Annotated in this window: 13 protein-coding genes; 4 read left to right on the top strand and 9 right to left on the bottom strand. The window is 59.6% G+C overall.

The annotated features are described in order from the left end of the window. Positions 1–98 precede the first annotated feature (98 nt). A complete protein-coding gene (locus QKE19_RS00965) occupies positions 99–2,465 on the top strand; it encodes a glycogen/starch/alpha-glucan phosphorylase (RefSeq protein WP_049172083.1) in 2,367 nt (788 codons plus the stop codon). A gap of 37 nt (positions 2,466–2,502) precedes the next feature. Here QKE19_RS00965 and ligA read toward each other — a convergent pair whose 3' ends face one another. Beyond that, positions 2,503–4,623: an NAD-dependent DNA ligase LigA gene (gene ligA / locus QKE19_RS00970; protein ID WP_141751997.1), complete on the bottom strand. Its 2,121-nt coding sequence runs from the start codon at positions 4,621–4,623 to the stop codon at positions 2,503–2,505. A 96-nt stretch (positions 4,624–4,719) separates the two neighbouring features. Between ligA and QKE19_RS00975 the strand changes: the two genes are divergently transcribed. Together QKE19_RS00975 and QKE19_RS00980 are read left to right on the top strand one after the other, a co-directional pair. Beyond that, positions 4,720–5,388: a 3'-5' exonuclease gene (locus QKE19_RS00975; RefSeq protein WP_070603742.1), complete on the top strand. Its 669-nt coding sequence runs from the start codon at positions 4,720–4,722 to the stop codon at positions 5,386–5,388. Between the two features lie 139 nt (positions 5,389–5,527). Then, positions 5,528–6,688, top strand: coding sequence for an ATP-binding protein (locus tag QKE19_RS00980; protein ID WP_070603740.1), 1,161 nt, complete (start codon positions 5,528–5,530; stop codon positions 6,686–6,688). A gap of 5 nt (positions 6,689–6,693) precedes the next feature. Here the strand turns inward: QKE19_RS00980 and QKE19_RS00985 are convergent, their stop codons facing one another. From QKE19_RS00985 to QKE19_RS01020, 8 genes are all read right to left on the bottom strand, one after another. Continuing rightward, a complete protein-coding gene (locus QKE19_RS00985; protein WP_347890132.1) occupies positions 6,694–7,746 on the bottom strand; it encodes a methionine synthase in 1,053 nt (350 codons plus the stop codon). After that, positions 7,743–8,882: a tRNA 2-thiouridine(34) synthase MnmA gene (mnmA, locus tag QKE19_RS00990; RefSeq protein WP_048735286.1), complete on the bottom strand. Its 1,140-nt coding sequence runs from the start codon at positions 8,880–8,882 to the stop codon at positions 7,743–7,745. Before mnmA ends, QKE19_RS00985 begins: the two co-directional genes overlap by 4 nt. 63 nt (positions 8,883–8,945) lie before the next feature. Next, positions 8,946–10,097 carry a cysteine desulfurase family protein gene (locus tag QKE19_RS00995; RefSeq protein WP_347890181.1) on the bottom strand — a complete coding sequence of 384 codons (1,152 nt, stop codon included), beginning with the start codon at positions 10,095–10,097 and terminating at the stop codon, positions 8,946–8,948. A 253-nt stretch (positions 10,098–10,350) separates the two neighbouring features. Beyond that, entirely contained in the window at positions 10,351–11,295 is a 945-nt protein-coding gene (locus QKE19_RS01000; protein WP_016422471.1) for an electron transfer flavoprotein subunit alpha/FixB family protein, read from the bottom strand. Positions 11,296–11,349: 54 nt separating this feature from the next. Next, positions 11,350–12,135 (bottom strand): electron transfer flavoprotein subunit beta/FixA family protein, encoded by a 786-nt coding sequence (locus tag QKE19_RS01005; protein ID WP_048735284.1) that lies wholly within the window; start codon positions 12,133–12,135, stop codon positions 11,350–11,352. Between the two features lie 337 nt (positions 12,136–12,472). Further along, positions 12,473–13,657 carry an SAM-dependent methyltransferase gene (locus QKE19_RS01010; protein ID WP_070605070.1) on the bottom strand — a complete coding sequence of 395 codons (1,185 nt, stop codon included), beginning with the start codon at positions 13,655–13,657 and terminating at the stop codon, positions 12,473–12,475. Between the two features lie 54 nt (positions 13,658–13,711). After that, the gene (locus QKE19_RS01015) at positions 13,712–14,551 is read right to left on the bottom strand and encodes an NUDIX hydrolase (protein ID WP_070546741.1); all 840 of its coding nucleotides are present in this window, start codon (positions 14,549–14,551) and stop codon (positions 13,712–13,714) included. Positions 14,552–14,557: 6 nt separating this feature from the next. Then, on the bottom strand, positions 14,558–15,394 hold the full coding sequence (locus tag QKE19_RS01020) for an ABC transporter ATP-binding protein (RefSeq protein ID WP_048735276.1): 837 nt from the start codon (positions 15,392–15,394) through the stop codon (positions 14,558–14,560). Positions 15,395–15,534: 140 nt separating this feature from the next. Between QKE19_RS01020 and QKE19_RS01025 the strand changes: the two genes are divergently transcribed. After that, entirely contained in the window at positions 15,535–17,565 is a 2,031-nt protein-coding gene (locus QKE19_RS01025) for a maltotransferase domain-containing protein (protein ID WP_347890133.1), read from the top strand. Positions 17,566–17,654: the final 89 nt, after the last annotated feature.

Below are 17,654 nucleotides of genomic sequence, written 5' to 3' on the forward strand. Positions count from 1 at the left end.
CGAAGCTCTTACCCTATGGCTCCTCCCCTATGGAGCGCAGTGATTCACGCTTAGCGGTAAAGTCTGGAAATGATACCAGTCAAAAAGGAGCTTCTTTGATGTCGAACTTGAGTGACCTCGTCGGATCCCACGTTCGTGCCGAATCCGGCCGTGTCCCCCAGTCGTCCACTGAGATGGAATTCTGGTCCGGTCTGTCACGGGTTGTTGTCGATGACCTAGCGGACAACTGGCAGCGCACCACCGAGGCATACGCTGCTACCCGCCAGCAGCACTACTTCTCCGCCGAGTTCCTCATGGGTCGCGCCCTGCTGAACAACCTGCTCAATGCAGGCCTGGTGGATGAGGCCTCCGCTGCGGTGGAAAAGTACGGCAAGAATCTGACAGACGTGCTCGAGGCCGAACACGACGCCGCTCTCGGTAACGGTGGCCTGGGGCGTCTGGCCGCCTGCTTCCTGGATTCCTGTGCCACGCAGAATCTGCCGGTGACCGGTTATGGCATCCTCTACCGCTACGGTCTGTTCAAGCAGAGCTTTGAAAACGGCTTCCAGGATGAGCACCCGGATCCGTGGATGGAAGAGGGCTACCCCTTCGTCATTCGTCGCGAGGAACTGTCCAAGATTGTCACCTTTGATGACCTGGTCGTGCGCGCTGTTCCATATGACATGCCAATTACCGGCTATGGCACCGATAACGTCGGCACGCTGCGCCTGTGGCACTCGGAGCCAATGCGTGAGTTCGACTATGACGCCTTCAACTCGCAGCGTTTCACCGACGCCATTGTCGAACGGGAGCGCGTCCATGACCTGTGCCGCGTGCTCTACCCGAATGACTCGACCTATGACGGCAAGGTCCTGCGCGTTCGCCAGCAGTACTTCTTCGTCTCGGCTTCGCTGCAGACGATGATTGATTCTTACATCGAGAATCACGGCGAGGACCTGCGCGATTTCCACAAGTACAACTCCATTCAGCTCAATGACACCCACCCGGTGCTCGCGATCCCAGAGCTGATGCGTCTACTCCTGGATGAACACGATATGAGCTGGGACGACGCCTGGAACGTCGTTTCCAACACTTTCGCCTACACCAACCACACCGTTCTGGCAGAAGCGTTGGAGACCTGGGAATACTCCATTTTTGACCGTCTCTTCGGCCGCGTTCTGGAGATCACCCGTGAGATCGACCGCCGGTTCCGCGAAGACCTGGCAGAGCGCGGTTTCGACCAGGGCAAGATTGACTACATGGCGCCGATTTCCCACGGCCGCATCCACATGGCGTGGATCGCCTGCTACGCCGCGTACTCCATCAACGGTGTTGCCGCTCTGCACACGGAAATCATTAAGCGCGAAACGTTGAAGGACTGGCACGATATCTGGCCGGAGCGCTTCAACAACAAGACCAACGGAGTCACCCCGCGCCGCTGGCTCAACCAGTGCAACCCGCGCCTGTCGGCACTGCTGACTCGCCTGTCGGGTTCGGATGCCTGGGTCACCGACCTGGACAAGCTCGCTGAGCTCGAAAAGTTTGCTGACGACGAGGCCGTGTTGCGTGAGATTCTCGACATCAAGCACGAGAACAAGAAGGACTTCGCCACCTGGCTGGAGCACCGTCAGGGTATTTCGGTGAACCCGGACGCCATCTTCGATACCCAGATTAAGCGTCTGCACGAGTACAAGCGCCAGCTTCTCAACGCGCTCTACATCCTGGATCTCTACTACCGCATCAAGGAAGACCCAGCGCTGGACGTGCCACCGCGCGTGTTCATCTTCGGTGCCAAGGCCGCCCCAGGCTACGTTCGCGCGAAGGCCATCATTAAATTCATCAACGCTATCGCGGACAAGGTCAATAACGATCCGGACATGGACGGTCGCCTGCAGGTCGCTTTCGTTGAGAATTACAACGTCACCCCGGCAGAGCACATCATCCCGGCCACCGACGTCTCCGAGCAGATTTCCACTGCCGGTAAGGAGGCTTCGGGTACCTCGAACATGAAGTTCATGATGAACGGCGCACTGACGCTGGGCACCATGGACGGCGCAAACGTCGAAATCGTCGACGCCGCCGGCGAAGAGAACGCCTACATCTTCGGTGCGCTGGAAGAGGAACTGCCGGAGCTGCGCCGCACCTACAGCCCGCGTGGCACTTACGAAACGGTGCCGGGGCTCAAGCGCGCTGTCGATTCGCTTGTCGACGGCACTTTTGCTGACGGTGGCAGCGGAATGTTCCACGACCTGCACTTCTCGCTGCTGGAGTCCAACGGGTACGAGCCAGCCGATGTCTACTACGTCCTCGGCGACTTCGCTGACTACCGCGAGACCCGCGACCGCATGGCCGAGGACTACCGCGACGAGCTGGCGTGGGCCAAGAAGTGCTTCCTGAACATCATCCGTTCGGGCCGCTTCTCCTCCGACCGCACTATCCGCGATTACGCCAATGAGGTCTGGAAGCTGGAAGAGACCAAGATTTAGGCCCGGCTGGGTCAAATCCTGGCTGGGCTAGCCCCAGCTAGGCCTGACCAGTTTCCAGCAACCGCTTGAACCCATCCTCATCCAGGATGGACAAGCCCAGTTCCTCGGCCTTTGTGGCCTTGGAGCCGGCGTTTTCGCCAACCACCACGTAGTCGGTCTTCTTCGACACCGACCCTGCGGCCTTACCGCCACGGGAGATAATGGCTTCCTTCGCGCTGTCGCGAGTGAAGTCCTCCAAAGAGCCGGTGACTACCACGGTCAATCCCTCTAGCACCTGATCTGGACGATCGGCGACCTCATCGGCCATACGCACACCGGCAGCTTCCCAGCGCTCGACAACCTCGCGGTGCCAGTCCACCTCGAACCAGTCAGCCACGGAATCGCCGATGATCTCGCCAATGCCATCGATGGCCGAAATCTCCTCGCGGCTCGCAGCTCGCAGTGCCTCCATCGAGCCGAACTTCTGCGCCAAGGTCCGCGCCACTGTTGGACCCACATGACGAATGGACAGGCTGACCAATACGCGCCACAGCTCTTTATCCTTAGCTGCCTCGATATTGGCCAACAGCTTCTTACCATTGGCATTCAGCGTTTTCCGCGAAGCCGTAGTGTAGACCTCAGTGCCGAGCAAATCTTCCTCGGTGAGGTCGAAGAGGCGGGACTCGTCGTCAAGCACGCCGCGATGAATCAAATCGGCAGCGCCCCTCTCCCCCAGGTTTTCGATATCAAACCCGGAGCGGGAGGCGAGGAATTCAATTCGACGACGCAGCTGACCTGGGCAGTAGCGGGTATTGGGGCAACGCCAATCGGCATCGCTGTCCTTTGCCGGAGCCAAACGAGTACCGCACTCGGGGCAGAGAGTCGGGTAAATGTACTTTCGCTCGCTACCATCTCGGAGATCGGCCACGGGGCCGAGTACCTCTGGAATCACGTCACCGGCCTTGCGGATGGTCACGCGGTCACCGATGAGCACTCCCTTTCGGTGCACCTCGGAAGGGTTGTGCAGCGTCGCCATTTCGACAGTTGACCCGGCCACGAAGACCGGCTTCATCACGGCATATGGCGTCGCACGACCAGTTCGGCCAATGGAGACTCTAATGTCCAGCAGATCAGTCGTGACCTCTTCCGGCGGATACTTGTAGGCAATCGCCCAGCGCGGCGCCCGCGAGGTCGCGCCCAGCGCGCGCTGCTCGGAAAGGGAATCAACCTTGACCACAAGCCCGTCCATCTCGTGGATGGCGTCGTGGCGGTGCTCGCCCCAGTACTGCATCTGCTTAACGACGTCATCCGCGGAATGAACCTGCTTTGAATACGGCGACACGTGAAAACCCCACTCGTCCAAGGCACGATAGGCCTCGTGCTGAGACTGTGGACGCCAGCCCTCGATATGACCAATTCCATGGCAAATCATGGACAAGCGACGCTTCGCCACTTCTGCAACATCCTTCTGTCGCAGGGAACCGGCGGCGGCGTTACGGGGGTTGGCAAACGGCTTCTGACCCGCTTCGACGCGATCGGCGTTGATGCGTTCGAACTCTTCCAACGAGATAAAGACTTCACCACGTACCTCAAGCACGTCGGGGATGTTCTCGCCGCTGATTTCATGCGGAATATCTTCGATGGTGCGCGCATTGGCGGTGACGTTCTCCCCCACGCGGCCGTCTCCGCGGGTGGCCGCCCGGACAAGGCGGCCATTCTCATAGACCAGGTCGATAGACAGGCCATCGATTTTCAGCTCGGTCAGATACGTGCTGGCCGGGGTGCGAGCCAGCCAGCCGCGCAACTCCTGCTCATCGAAAACATTGTCCAAGCTGTAGAGGCGTTCGAGGTGCTCAACGGGCTCGAACACTTCCCCGTCGGCAGGCGTGTCGACCTGCGCACCGACCTGCTGCGTGGGGCTGTCCGGCACCACCAGATCGGGCCACTGCTCCTCTAACCGCTGCAGTTGACGGAACATCTCGTCATACTCAGCATCGGAGATAACCGGCTGCGCGGTGTAGTACAGCGCAGCGTTCTCACGAATGCGAGTTGCTAGATCTTGCCACTTCTCCCGGACGTCCGCCGGCGCTGGCTCGGAGGCGGGGGCGCTGGAAAACGAAGACAAATCGGAGGTTGACAGGTCGGAGTTCTCATCGGTCGAGGAAGTCACGTCGCTCATTCTATGTCATTGCCCGGATGCGCCGGGGGACACGGAAATTCTCTTGACCTTGTTCCTGCCCCTCAGCGAATCCGCACTCTCCGCTACAGTTGAGACATGCATAATTTCGATCCGCGACGCATGCTCGCGTTTGATCTGGAGACTACCGGCACGGATCCTCGCACCTGCAAGATTGTCACTTCCGCACTGGTCCGACTAACTGAGCAGGGCAAAGATTCCACCATCATGCTCGCTAATCCCGGTGTCGAAATTCCGCAAGCTGCGTCTGATGTGCATGGCATCACCACTGAAAAAGCTCGCGCGGAGGGGCGCCCGCACGATGAAGTGCTAGCGGATACCATTGCCGGCCTTCGAGCTGCCTGGCGCGATGGTCTGACCGTAGTGGCCTATAACGCGGCTTATGATCTGACGGTACTGCGCTCGAAGGATCCCAGTTTTACTGTTGACGGCCTCGTCGTCGACCCCTTTGTGCTGGATAATTACTTCGACCCGGAACGTCGTGAAAAACGCACTTTGACTGATGTCTCCCGCCATTATCAGGTGCGCCTGGACGGGGCACATGATGCCACCGAAGATGCTCTGGCGGCTGCGCGCATCGCATGGGTGATGGCGCGCCACTACCGGGAGCTAACCGAAAAATCAGGGGAAGAGCTGATGGAGCTGCAGGCCGTCGCGTACTACCAGTACAAGAAGAACCTGCAGCAGTACCTGACCGAAAAGGGTAAGGATACGTCGGACTTCACCTTCGGGTGGCCGATGGACTGAGCAGCGACCCCTTCACCCTCCCCGGCTCTCCCAATATCCAGATTTTTGTGATTATCCAACGGAAACCGAATATCCAAATTTCGGCGGGATATCCAAGTTATCCAAGTCGATGTGGATTATCCATTGCTATTATTGATGCGTGACCACTCGCAGCGACAAGGCCATCTCCATCCCACGCAATCCTTTCCACCCCACATTCGGCCGATCCCCGGCCATCATCGGTGGGCGCGATGTCGAGCTGGACTCGTTTGAGCTGGCTCTGGCGGAAGGCCCCGGTAATCCCTGGCGAACCGCGCTAATTTCCGGTACCCGCGGAATCGGCAAGACGGTACTTCTCAACGAGTTTGAAGCCGCAGCAAAGCAACTGGGATGGATTGTGCTGCGTGCTCACATCGGCTCTGAAATGATTTCTGAACTCACCGATGTCACCATTCCGCGCGCTTTCAGTGCCATTGACAGTGCACCGACGGGCAAGGGCCGTCACCTCACCGGCCTGTCCATCGCCGGCATTGGCGGGTTTAAGACGGAAGTCAGCACTTCTCAGCCCGAGCCCGGCAGGAATCTGCTCAGCCAACTTCAGGATCTCTCGGCTCTCCTCATGCCACAGGGATCCGGCATCTTGCTCACTCTCGACGAGGTGCAAAGTGCAGACCCCGCACAGCTCAACGAAATTGCCCATGCAATCCAGGACCTAAATCGCGACGATGCGGAGATTGCCTTTGTCGCAGCCGGGCTGCCCAGCGGTATCGAAGACTTGCTCCAGCTAGAGGGCGCAACATTCTTACGCCGTGCCGAACGCGTGACTCTGGGTCGATTGGACGTGGATACCACCAAGGACATCATTCGCAGAACTGCAGAACTCGGCGAACGCGCGATGACCGAGGATGCCGTCGAGCTGGCCGCTGAACTCAGCCACGGCTACCCGTATCTCATACAGACCATTGGCTCAGTCGCTTGGGCTAAGGCCAGGTTGGCCCACTCGGACACCATTACCGCTCAGCATGCCTCGGATGCCACAGCGGAATCCATCCGCCGCATCGGGCTGCAAGTTCATGCGCCCAGCCTGCGGAAAGTGCCACCTCGCCAGATTGATTTTCTCAAAGCGATGGCGAGCCTCTCCGCCAATGGAAAGCCCGTGGCCACGAGCGCCATCGCAGAGACCATGGGACGCAAACTCTCTGGCATCTCACAGCTTCGCCATGACCTGATTTACCGCGAGTTGATTGTGTCAGCGTCGACGGGATACGTGGAATTCACACTTCCCTACTTCGCCGACTACCTCAATACGCTGGTGGAATAAGGTCACTATTCGTCGCGAGCCAAGTCACCGGCTGCCCGACGAAGAAGCCCCGTGGCATTGCGGCCTGCGCCGAGTTGCGCCTGTGCTTCTTCATTGGAGCTGGCAGCAAAGCCGCCCATCGGCGCCAGATTCAGGCTCTCAGCAATCTGTAGGCGCGAATAGCCCAGCTCATCCCAGAACAGCGCTGCTTGCTCAGCGAGTGCTCGAGCCGGTGTCGCCACCGGGACGCCCGTGTGCTCTTCTCGCTCCGTGACCGTCACTGGCACAATACCCAGCTCCAGGGACATATCGGCACCGACCACGGCAGCCGCAAAATCCAGTTGCTGCGTGGTGGTCAGTTCTTTGCGAGGTAGCCACACTCCGGCCGCACCGGAATCCGCCAAGGCCTGAACAGCCAGGCCATCGGGGCTCGACAGCGCGATGGTCACTTCGATTTCGTCGTCACGCAGCGGCCCCGTGACTTCGAGGAAGATCTCCGCGATCTCGCGGTGCCCCTGGGCGGGGAGATAACCCGCGTTGCCCATCAGCATGGACGGAGCCTTGATTTTGCCCTGTGCGACTGCGCCGAGTGCGGGTTCTGCCAGAAGTACCTCGATGTCGCTGTCGAAACGCTGACGGACATCGACGATGCGGGAAGCCAATCCCGCGGCCAGCGACTGCGCGAAGTACTTCACGGCGCCGCGGTCAACGGCGATGAGATGGCCTGCGGCATTTTCCACCGAAGTCGCCATCGTCCATGGGCCGAGAGAGGTCAGGCGAATCTTCTGCGGGGTGCGTCCCCACGCTTCCTCGCACGCGTCGATGTCGCGGTGGAGATAATCAGTGGCCAAGGCACTCGCGCGACCACGACTGTCGGCGACTTTCCAGGAGCGCGCTCCCCTATCCACGACGAGGTCAGCCATGAGGGCGGCCGTGCGCCCCACGGCATCGGCGCCGAGCCCACGGGCGGGCAACGTCGGTAGCGTGACGTGACCTTCCAGACATTCGCCAATGACAATCTCTGCCGCCTCGTGTGGATTGCGGCCCGGCATCGGGCCAAGGCCGACAAATGAGGTCACGACAAGTCCTCTTCACGGGCGGTCGAGACAATCGTGCCAGAACCGAGCACGTAGTCGCCCGCAGTGTCAGTGTGGTACAAAACAGCGGCCTGACCAGGCGCGACACCACGAAGCGGATCGCTCAGGTGCAGCCGGAAGGCGCCACCGCGTCCGGTGACGTCATCGTCAGGTCCTGCCAGCACTTCAATGCGGCAGTCGATGGGGCGACCGTGCGCACGCACCTGCACCTGCAGCTTGCCGGCCTCCGAGGCAGCGAGTACCTCATCCGGGTTGGCCAGCCAGATGGCACGGTCGGCCTCGAGCACGTTGACATTCAAGTCCGCAGCCGTGCCGATTGTCACCGTGCCGGTCTCTGCATCAATGCCGGTGACATAGCGCGGCTTGCCATCCGGCATCGGCCCCGCCAGGCCAATCCCCTTGCGCTGACCAATGGTGAAACCGTAGACACCGTCGTGCTCAGCGACGGTGTCGCCAGTTTCCTTATCCACAATGGTGCCCGGGCGACGGCCAATCTTCGCGCCCAGGAACGCCTTGGTATTGCCATCCGGGATGAAGCAGATGTCGTAAGAGTCCGGCTTGTTGGCAGTGCCTAGTCCCATCCCGCGGGCTTCTTCACGAATCTCTGGCTTCTCGGTGTTTCCTACCGGGAACATCGAGCGCTGCAGCTGCTCGCGATCCAGCACGCCCAGGACATAGGACTGGTCCTTCTTCGCATCGCGGCCGCGGCGCAACAGGCCGTCGTCGCCAAGCAAAGCGTAGTGCCCCGTGACCACAGCGTCGAAGCCGAGCGCGATGCCGCGCTCTAGTAGAGCGGCGAACTTGATGCGTTCATTGCAGCGCAGGCATGGGTTCGGCGTCTCGCCGCGCTCGTAGGAGTCGTAGAAGTCATCCATGACCTCTTCCTTGAAGCGCTCGGAGAAATCCCAGACGTAGAAAGGAATGCCCAGCTCATCGCAGACGCGGCGGGCATCGCCGGAGTCCTCTAGCGAACAGCAGCCGCGGGATCCAGCGCGAACGGACTGCGGATCTTTCGACAGCGCCAAGTGCACGCCGACGACCTCGTGACCTGCGGCCAATGCACGCGCCGCAGCCACGGAAGAATCCACACCACCGCTCATTGCTGCAAGAACTCGCATTGCGTTGCAACCTTTCCCCTCTAGATTTTGTGCACGTGTCACCGTACCACCACGGGGCAAAAACTAAGCCATGCCCGCACGCCGCGCCCGCTCGACCGTTTCCGGCAGCGCCGAAATGACGGCGTCGGCATCCGCCTGCGTCGAGGTGTACCCCAGCGTAAAACGAATCGACGACCGCGCTTCCGGCTCCGAAACGCCCATCGCCATCAGCACGTGCGAGGGACGGTTAACGCCCGCGCTACATGCCGATCCCGTAGAGCAGTCAATTCCCGCCGCATCGAACAGCATAATCAAACTATCGGCCTCCGCGCCCGGGAAGCTAGCGTAGACGTGCCCCGGCAAAGCGAGCTCGCTGGTGTGGATAATCGCACCGTCGATGTGCACGATTGCCCTGATGAGCTGCTGCGTCAGACCGCGGATTCGTTCATTGTCCGTCGCCATCGCGTCCACCGCCGCGCGCAGTCCTGCCGCCATGCCCGCCGCCGACGCCACGTCCTGCGTGCCCGAACGCAGTCCGCGTTCCTGCCCGCCGCCGTTGTTATGCGGGGTAAGTTTCGCTTCACGACGAACAAGCAGCGCCCCAATCCCACGGGGACCGCCGAACTTGTGCGCGGAGATGGCCATTGTAGTGGCGCCACTTGCGTGGAAATCAATTGGCAGATGTCCGGCTGCCTGCACAGCATCGATATGGAAAGGCACGCGAGCCTCCTTCGCCCGCTTGGCAATCTCCTCCACCGGCTGGATGGTGCCGGTCTCATTGTTCGCCCACATGCACGTCACCAGCGCGGTGTTCTGCCGACTAATCTCCGGGAACTGCACCATGTCAACGCGACCATCAGCACCTACAGGAGCCTCAACAATCTTGGCCCAGTGTTCCTTTTCCAGATGGTGACATGTCTTCAACACTGCATCGTGCTCGATTGGTGGAACCACAATGTCCGAGCCAGAGGCCTTGAAGTACAGGCCTGAAATCGCTAGATTGTCGGCCTCAGTTCCACCGGAAGTAAAAACTACCTCGATGGGATCGGCACCGAGCAGCTCTGCAATTTCTTCTCGGGACTCTTCCAGAACCTTTTTCGCAATGCGTGCGGTGGCGTACTGCCCCGAGGGGTTGGCCAGACCTAGGTTCTCGACCATTGCCGTGCGCGCTTCTGGGCGCAATGGTGTAGTCGCGGCATGATCCACAAAGTGACGGGTCTTCGCAGCAGACTTCATTTCACTCTTCTCGTCCGGAGCGGCAACGATGTGGTCATTAAGCATGCAGGCAGTATAACGCTGCGTGCGCCTTATGCTCACTATCCGCCATAGTTAAACCTCACTGTCTGCACGAACAGATGAGTAGGACCAAAAAAATGCTCGGAGCGGGAACAGACAGGAAATCTGTGCCCACCCCGAGCGGGTAGTTGCTAGCCGAGTTGACTCTCGGCCAGCAGCCTTACGCAACTAGCAGCCTTAAGGCAAGTGCGTATTACTTCAGGTTCTCGATAGCCTGCGGGACAACGTCGAACAGGTCACCGACGACACCGAAGTCAGCAATCTCGAACAGCGGAGCCTCTTCGTCCTTGTTGACCACAACGATGGTCTTGGAGGTCTGCATACCTGCCTTGTGCTGGATAGCACCGGAAATACCCAGAGCAACGTAGAGGTCCGGGGAAACGGTCTTACCGGTCTGGCCAACCTGGAACTGACCCGGGTAGTAGCCAGCGTCAACAGCAGCACGGGAAGCACCAACAGCTGCGCCGAGAACGTCTGCCAGCGGCTCAACAACGTTCTTGAAGCCATCCTCGGATGCGACACCGCGGCCACCGGAAACAACCAGCTTAGCCTCGGTCAGCTCCGGACGGTCGCCGCCCTCAGCCGGCGCAAAGGAAACGATCTCGACAGCGTTGTTGCCGATCTCTGGGAATGCAATCTCGGTAACGTCAGCGGAACCGGACTTCTCCTCCGGGTCAACGGAGCCCGGACGCAGAGCGTAGACCGGGGATGCGCCGTAGCCGACACCGTCAACGATGTACTCGCCACCGAAGATGGAGTACTTAACGGAAGCGTCATCGTTGATAGCAACAACGTCGGACAGCAGACCGGAACCGGTCAGCGCAGCGACGCGGCCAGCGATTTCCTTGCCGGTTGCGGAAGCGGAAACCAGCACCGGAACCTCACGCTCGGAGGCCAGGCCGACGAGAACGTCAACCTCAGGGGTGATCAGGTACTTGTCGGCATCGTCGGACTCAGCAGCGAGAATCTCGCCAGCGCCGTAGGAGGCCAGGGTGTCTGCGAAGCCAGCAGCGGTACCCGGGGTACCCACGACAACTGCGGCCGGGGTGCCGAATGCGGAAGCAGCGGTCAGCAGTTCAGCGGTGGTGTTCTTCAGCTCGCCATTTGCGTGCTCGACGAGAACGAGGACGTCGGTCATAGTGATCTTTCTCCTACTTGTATCTCTATTTGTCTTCTATTCGCGTCAAGCGCCTTAGATGAACTTCTGGGCCTTGAGGTACTCGGCCAGCTTGGCGCCGCCGTCTCCCTCATCGTTAATGCGCTCACCAGCGGTCTTAGCCGGCTTCGGAGTGGAGCCAGTGACACCGGTAGCAGCGTTTTCGAGACCAACCTGCTCTGCCTCAGCAGCAACATCGTCCAGAGTCAGCTCGGTGACCGGCTTCTTCTTAGCGGCCATGATGCCCTTGAAGGATGCGAAGCGCGGGCTATTAGCCTTCTCAGTGACGGAGACGACTGCCGGCAGGGATGCCTTGAGCTGGTAGATACCGTCTTCGACCTCACGCTCACCGGTGATGGAGTCACCTTCGATAGCGACAGAGCGCAGGTGAGTCAGAACCGGCAGGTCGCGGTAGACACCGAGGATAGCCGGGACGGAGCCGGTGCCACCGTCAGTGGAGGCATTGCCGGTGACGATGAGGTCAACATCCTCGAGAGTGTCGATGACGTTGGACAGAGCCCATGCGGTCTGAACAGCGTCGGAACCTTCAAGTGCGTCGTCCGAAAGAATGACGGCGTCGTCTGCACCCATGGACAGAGCCTTGCGCAGTGCCTCGATGGCACGATCCGGGCCAACAGTTGCGACGGTAACGTTTCCGCCGTGCTCTTCCTTCAGCTGCAGGGCAGCCTCAACAGCGTTCTCATTAATTTCGTCGAGAACTGCGTCTGCAGACTCACGATCGAGGACAAACTTGTCATCGGTGAGCTTACGCTCGGACCAGGTGTCCGGAACCTGCTTGACCAGAACCACGATGTTCGGCATTTTTCTGTCGTCCTTACTGGTTGATTACTGGTGAACGTTTATCTGACCTTACTTCGCAAGCCGCCTCACAATAAAGTGAACCAGGCCACGCTCTAGGTCGTCTGTGTTGAAGATAACAGAACCTGTCGCCAATGCGAAGGTGATCCAGATAACAATGTCGTTATTTTTTTAAATTTTTTTCTACACCACGAGCACAGCCCGCCCGCCAACATGCTATTTCCGCATGTCAGACGTTAATAGTACGCAATCAACTGCAGCTGTCTCCGCAGTATTCGCCAACAGCAAACACCGATCCCCAACGGGCTACCCCCACCAGTTTTCCGTCGTAAAGCGGTCCTTAACCGATCTCCCGGGGCTGACAGATAAACGCCGTCGCGCTCCTTCCGATGCGCGTGACCACCACCGCCAATGCCCTGGAGCCCTTAAGTTTCCACTGCTTGCGCAACGCGTCGGGGTTGACGTCTACGCCGCGCACGAGAATTTCCACCGATCCGCAATCCAACGCTGCCAGTGCCTTGCGAACCTGCTTCAACCCCACTTGCTCAATAACTTCGAACCCGGCAATCCCCTGCGGCAAAACATCGCCACTGACGTGCGCAATCCGCTCATCGAGCTGCCACAGCCCATGCGCCGCCGCAAAATGCCGCACCAGCCCGGCGCGCACAATCGCCCCATCCGGATCAATGATGTACCGACCGGCAGCGCGCACATCGACGTCGTCAGGCATGGTGTCGTCGTAGGTCTGCACGTCCACCGCCGACAACTCTAACGGCCTGTGCTTATCGACGGTCCGGATAACCATCGCCGATCGCGTTACGGATTGCCCATCGGTAACTCCGGCCAACCCCGGCGTATATAGACATGCCTCCTTGACCGCACCGTCCACCGAAGTGACAGCCACTTCCCCGCTCCACTCGCTGAAGTCGAGGCCCGGCGCACATTTGATAGCTAGTTCTTTGTCGGGCCAGGCGGCTATGAGCGCCGGCAGCGATGGGAGCAAGTCCTCCGGGTTGGTGATCCTGCGACCACCGGAGCGGCGTGCAGGGTCAGCGACAATGACGGGTGCGTCAAAGGTCGGTTGCAAAGCATCGGCCTGCGCGAAAATGTTCTTGCCGACGTTATGCCGCGCCATGGCCAGCCGCGCAAGGTCGAGATCAGACCCGACAACGGTCAGGCCCTCGTGGTCAATTGCTGCCACCTCAGTACCAATGGAGCAGGTCACATCGGCCACTGATTCGACACCGAGATGCGCAAGCCTACGAGCGCGAGCCAGCGCGACGACAAAGGGCGTGGCCTGTTGCGCTGCTTCGGAAGAGAAGATCCAGTCCCCTGGCAGTTTGCTGACCGCAGAACGCCGAGCTGCCGCGACTTCAATGACCGCGCGACCAAACTCGCCACAGTGTTGGCGTAGATGCGCGGAGTCTGCAATCAGAGACTTTTTAGTGAGCGCGAGCTGGTCGGCCTCATCTAGCCACTCCGGGTGAGCAGCAACAGCGGCCACCTCTGCAGCGGACAGGGACACTCGTTATCTCCTTCCAACTAGGGATCAGCCGGTTAACGGGGGTTGAGTAGTCGGCTAACGGTTCATACCTTTGCGCAAATGCCCCATGTGGGTGGCAACGGCAAAGTACTCATCCATAAAAGGTTCCCCGAGGAAGTCACTACTGGTGCGTCGCACCGGAGTGTTTCTGGCCGCCTCGAGAGCCTCCGCCACAGTACTGACACCGTCCAAGCGAGTCAGTTGCGCCCAGGTCGGAGGCATGAGGCCAAGTAGCCCACGGCGCCATCCATCCAAAATCGTAGTCGGTCGGAACCAACCTGAAGATGATGCCTCAGAGGTGTCACCGTCGGCTCTTTGACCGTCGGGAAGCGCGGCGAGGAAGAAATAGGTGTCGTAACGAATGGGGTTGGATTCGGGTGTCACCCAGTTAGCCCAAGGACTGACGAGTTCGGCATCGAGCGCCAGATTTTCATTGCTAAGAAAATCCGTCAATGACAACTCGTGGGCTTCCAACTGTCGTCGCTGACGGTGGAAGCGGTGGGCATCTGCGACAATCTCACCGCCAGCATCGCGAACCAACAGAGTGCCTGTTTCCTCAAAGGTCTCACGCACGGCCGCGCAGGTGAGCGCGTGCGCCCGCACGCGGTCGACGTTAAAAGCCTGCGCGATCCGCGACTCGGGGTCGGCTTCCGACGGCTCGGTCACGGCCATGCCCTCATTCGCGACAGCGGGGAAATCACGCCGGTCTACTCCACCGCCGGGGAACACGGTCATGTTGGCCGCAAAACGCATTGAGGATACGCGTTCTTGAACGTAGACCTCGAGCCCGCAGTGGGTGTCGCGGAGCAGCAACACAGTCGCAGCCAGTTTCGGCGACGCGGGTGTATTCGGGGTTTCAGGTGTCGGAACCGCCATGAGCGTCTACTTCTTCCGGTGCTTTCCAGCAGGCCGTGCCCGGCGCGCAAAGTAGCGATCATCGATGCGATCGACGACGATTTCCTGGTGGAAAGCCTTGGTCAGGTTCTCACTGGTCAGGACGTCGTCAATAAGCCCCTGTGCGATGACATTGCCTTCGTCGAGGAGCATCGCATGGGTGAAGCCGTACGGAATTTCTTCCGGGTGGTGCGTAATCATCACCATCGCCGGCGCATCCGGGTCGAGTGCGAGTTCGCCTAAGTAACCGACGAGGTCCTCGCGACCGCCGAGGTCGAGTCCGGCTCCCGGCTCGTCGAGAAGCAGCAATTCGGGGTTGACCATCATGGCTCGTGCGATGAGTACGCGCTTGCGCTCTCCCTCACTGAGAGTGCCCCAGGTGCGGTCTGCAAGATGCTCAGCACCCATGCGCTCGAGAATCTCGGAGAGCTGTTCGAAATCCATCTCTTCATAGGTCTCACGCCAGCGCCCCAGGACGGAGTAACTGGCGGAAATAACAAGGTCCGCGACCTTTTCATCATTGGGAATGCGGTGAGCAATCGACGATGATGTCAAACCAATCATGGTGCGCAGATCACGCATGTCGGTGCGCCCAATCTGCTCGCCCATCACATGAGCCACCCCTGAAGACGGGAACTCCTCCGCTGCAGCAATGCGCATTAAAGAAGTCTTGCCTGCGCCGTTCGGCCCCATGATGACCCAGCGCTCGTCAAGTTCTACTTGCCAATCCACCGGCCCGACCAGCGTACGGCCACCACGGATGAGGTTTACGTCGCGAAAGTCGAGTAGCAAATCTTCGTTAAAGTCTTCTTCCAATTCAGCCACACATCCATGGTGCCCTAACTTTGCCCAAATGTGCGCTTGGACATTCTCATCTATCCTCGGTAGAGAGCAAATCGAGTTCACTCGAGATGGTTTTGCTTCGATTTTCACCTAGCTCGCCGACAATTAGGAGAACGTCTTTTATGACTGGTCGAATCGGTATTGATGACATCCGTCCTCAAATCAACGGTGGTGCAACTCCATCGAAGGCCGTAGTGGGTGAAGTCGTCCCAACGTTCGCCGTCATTTGGCGAGAAGGCCACGACGCGATGAACGCCACGCTCAACGTCAAGGGGCCGAAGGAATCAGCTTTTGCGTCCCGCTCACAGCGCATTCCAATGCACTTTTCTGACCATGATCCAAATCAGGTCAATGCCACCTTCGTCCCAGATGTTCCCGGGCTGTGGACCATTCGCATTGATGCCTGGTCCGACCCGATGGCAACGTGGCGCAACGCTATCACCAAGAAGTTCGAGGCAGGTCAGAGCGAAGCTGAACTCGCTAATGATCTAGAAATTGGCGCCGCTCTCTTCGACCGCGCCGCCGCTGGTGCCGCTGCTATCCACCGCAACCACCTACGCTCCATCGCCGCAGGTCTGCGCGGCGACGGCGATCTTCGCGCCCGCATTGCAGCCGCGCTTTCCGACGAGACCCGCGCCATTTTGCAGGCGCACCCGGTGCGCGACCTTTTGACCCGCGGAAAGACCCGCAAGATCAAGGTTGACCGCCGCGAAGCCCTGTACTCCTCTTGGTATGAGTTCTTCCCTCGTTCCAACGGTGGTTACGGCGAAAATGGCGAGCTGCTGCACGGCACATTCAAGACTGCGGTTGCACAGCTTGATCGCGCTCAGCGCATGGGCTTCGACACGGTCTATCTGCCCCCGATTCACCCAATCGGTGAAATCAATCGCAAGGGTCGCAACAACACCCTGACCCCGGAACCGAGCGATGTTGGATCTCCGTGGGCTATCGGCTCCGCAGAAGGTGGCCACGACGCCATCCACCCGAGCCTCGGTGACGAGAAGGACTTCAAGGAATTCATTAAGGCTGCTAAGGAGCGCAACCTCGAGGTCGCTATCGACCTAGCGCTCCAGTGTGCACCGGACCACCCCTGGGCTAAGGCTCACCCGGAGTGGTTCACCGTGCTGCCGGACGGCACCATTGCCTACGCCGAGAATCCGCCGAAGAAGTACCAGGACATCTACCCGCTGAATTTCGACAACGATGCCAAGGGCCTGTACGCAGAGGTTCTGCGTGTAGTGAAGTTTTGGGTCAAGCGTGGAGTCAAGGTCTTCCGCGTGGATAACCCCCACACCAAGCCGGGCAACTTCTGGGAATGGCTGATTGAAACCGTCCACGAAACCAACCCGGAGGTCATCTTCCTCGCCGAGGCCTTCACCGCCCCGGCCCGCCTCTACGGCCTGGCCAAGGCTGGCTTCACTCAGTCCTACATCTACTTCCCGTGGAAGACTACGAAGGAAGAGCTGACCGAATTCGGCGAGGAGATTACCCGCCATGCGGACATCGCTCGCCCATCCCTATGGGTCAATACCCCAGATATTCTGCATGACTTCCTGGTCAAGGGCGGCCGTGGCGCCTTCGCCATCCGCGCCGCGCTGGCTTCAACCCTATCTCCGCTGTGGGGCATGTACTCCGGCTTCGAGCTGTTTGAAAACGTTCCGGTCAAGGAGGGCTCCGAGGAGTACCTCGACAGCGAGAAGTACCAGCTCCGCAGCCGCGATTACGACCAGGCACTGGCCACCGGCACCTCGCTGGAGCCGTTCATTGCCACGCTGAACAAGATTCGCCGCGAGCACCCGGCTCTGCAGCAGCTGCGCAACCTGCACTTCCACGACATCGACAATGACAACCTGCTGGCTTACTCGAAGCTCGATCCGGTCACCGGCGATGCCATCCTCGTTGTTCTCAACCTCGATCCGTGGAATGCCCAGGAAGCTACCGTGCACCTCGACATGGATCGCATTGGGCTCCGCAACCACGACCGCATGGATGTCACTGACCTGATTACCGGCAACCAGTTCAACTGGGGCAAGGACAACTACGTCCGCCTGGCACCGTGGGAAAACGTCGCGCACATCATCAAGCTGCCGGAAATCGACGTCAAGCTCCGCCACAAGTTGGCTTGGCGCGACGTCCCCGACTACGAGGGCTAGAACGCTTGCTGGGAACTTTCGGGGTTAGTGGGCCGCTGACCTGACCACTGTCGCAACGATTCGTCGTTAGGCTGGCGGGTGAGTTAGCA

This window comes from Corynebacterium sp. c8Ua_99 (genome assembly GCF_039907185.1).
Taxonomy (GTDB): domain Bacteria; phylum Actinomycetota; class Actinomycetes; order Mycobacteriales; family Mycobacteriaceae; genus Corynebacterium; species Corynebacterium jeikeium_D.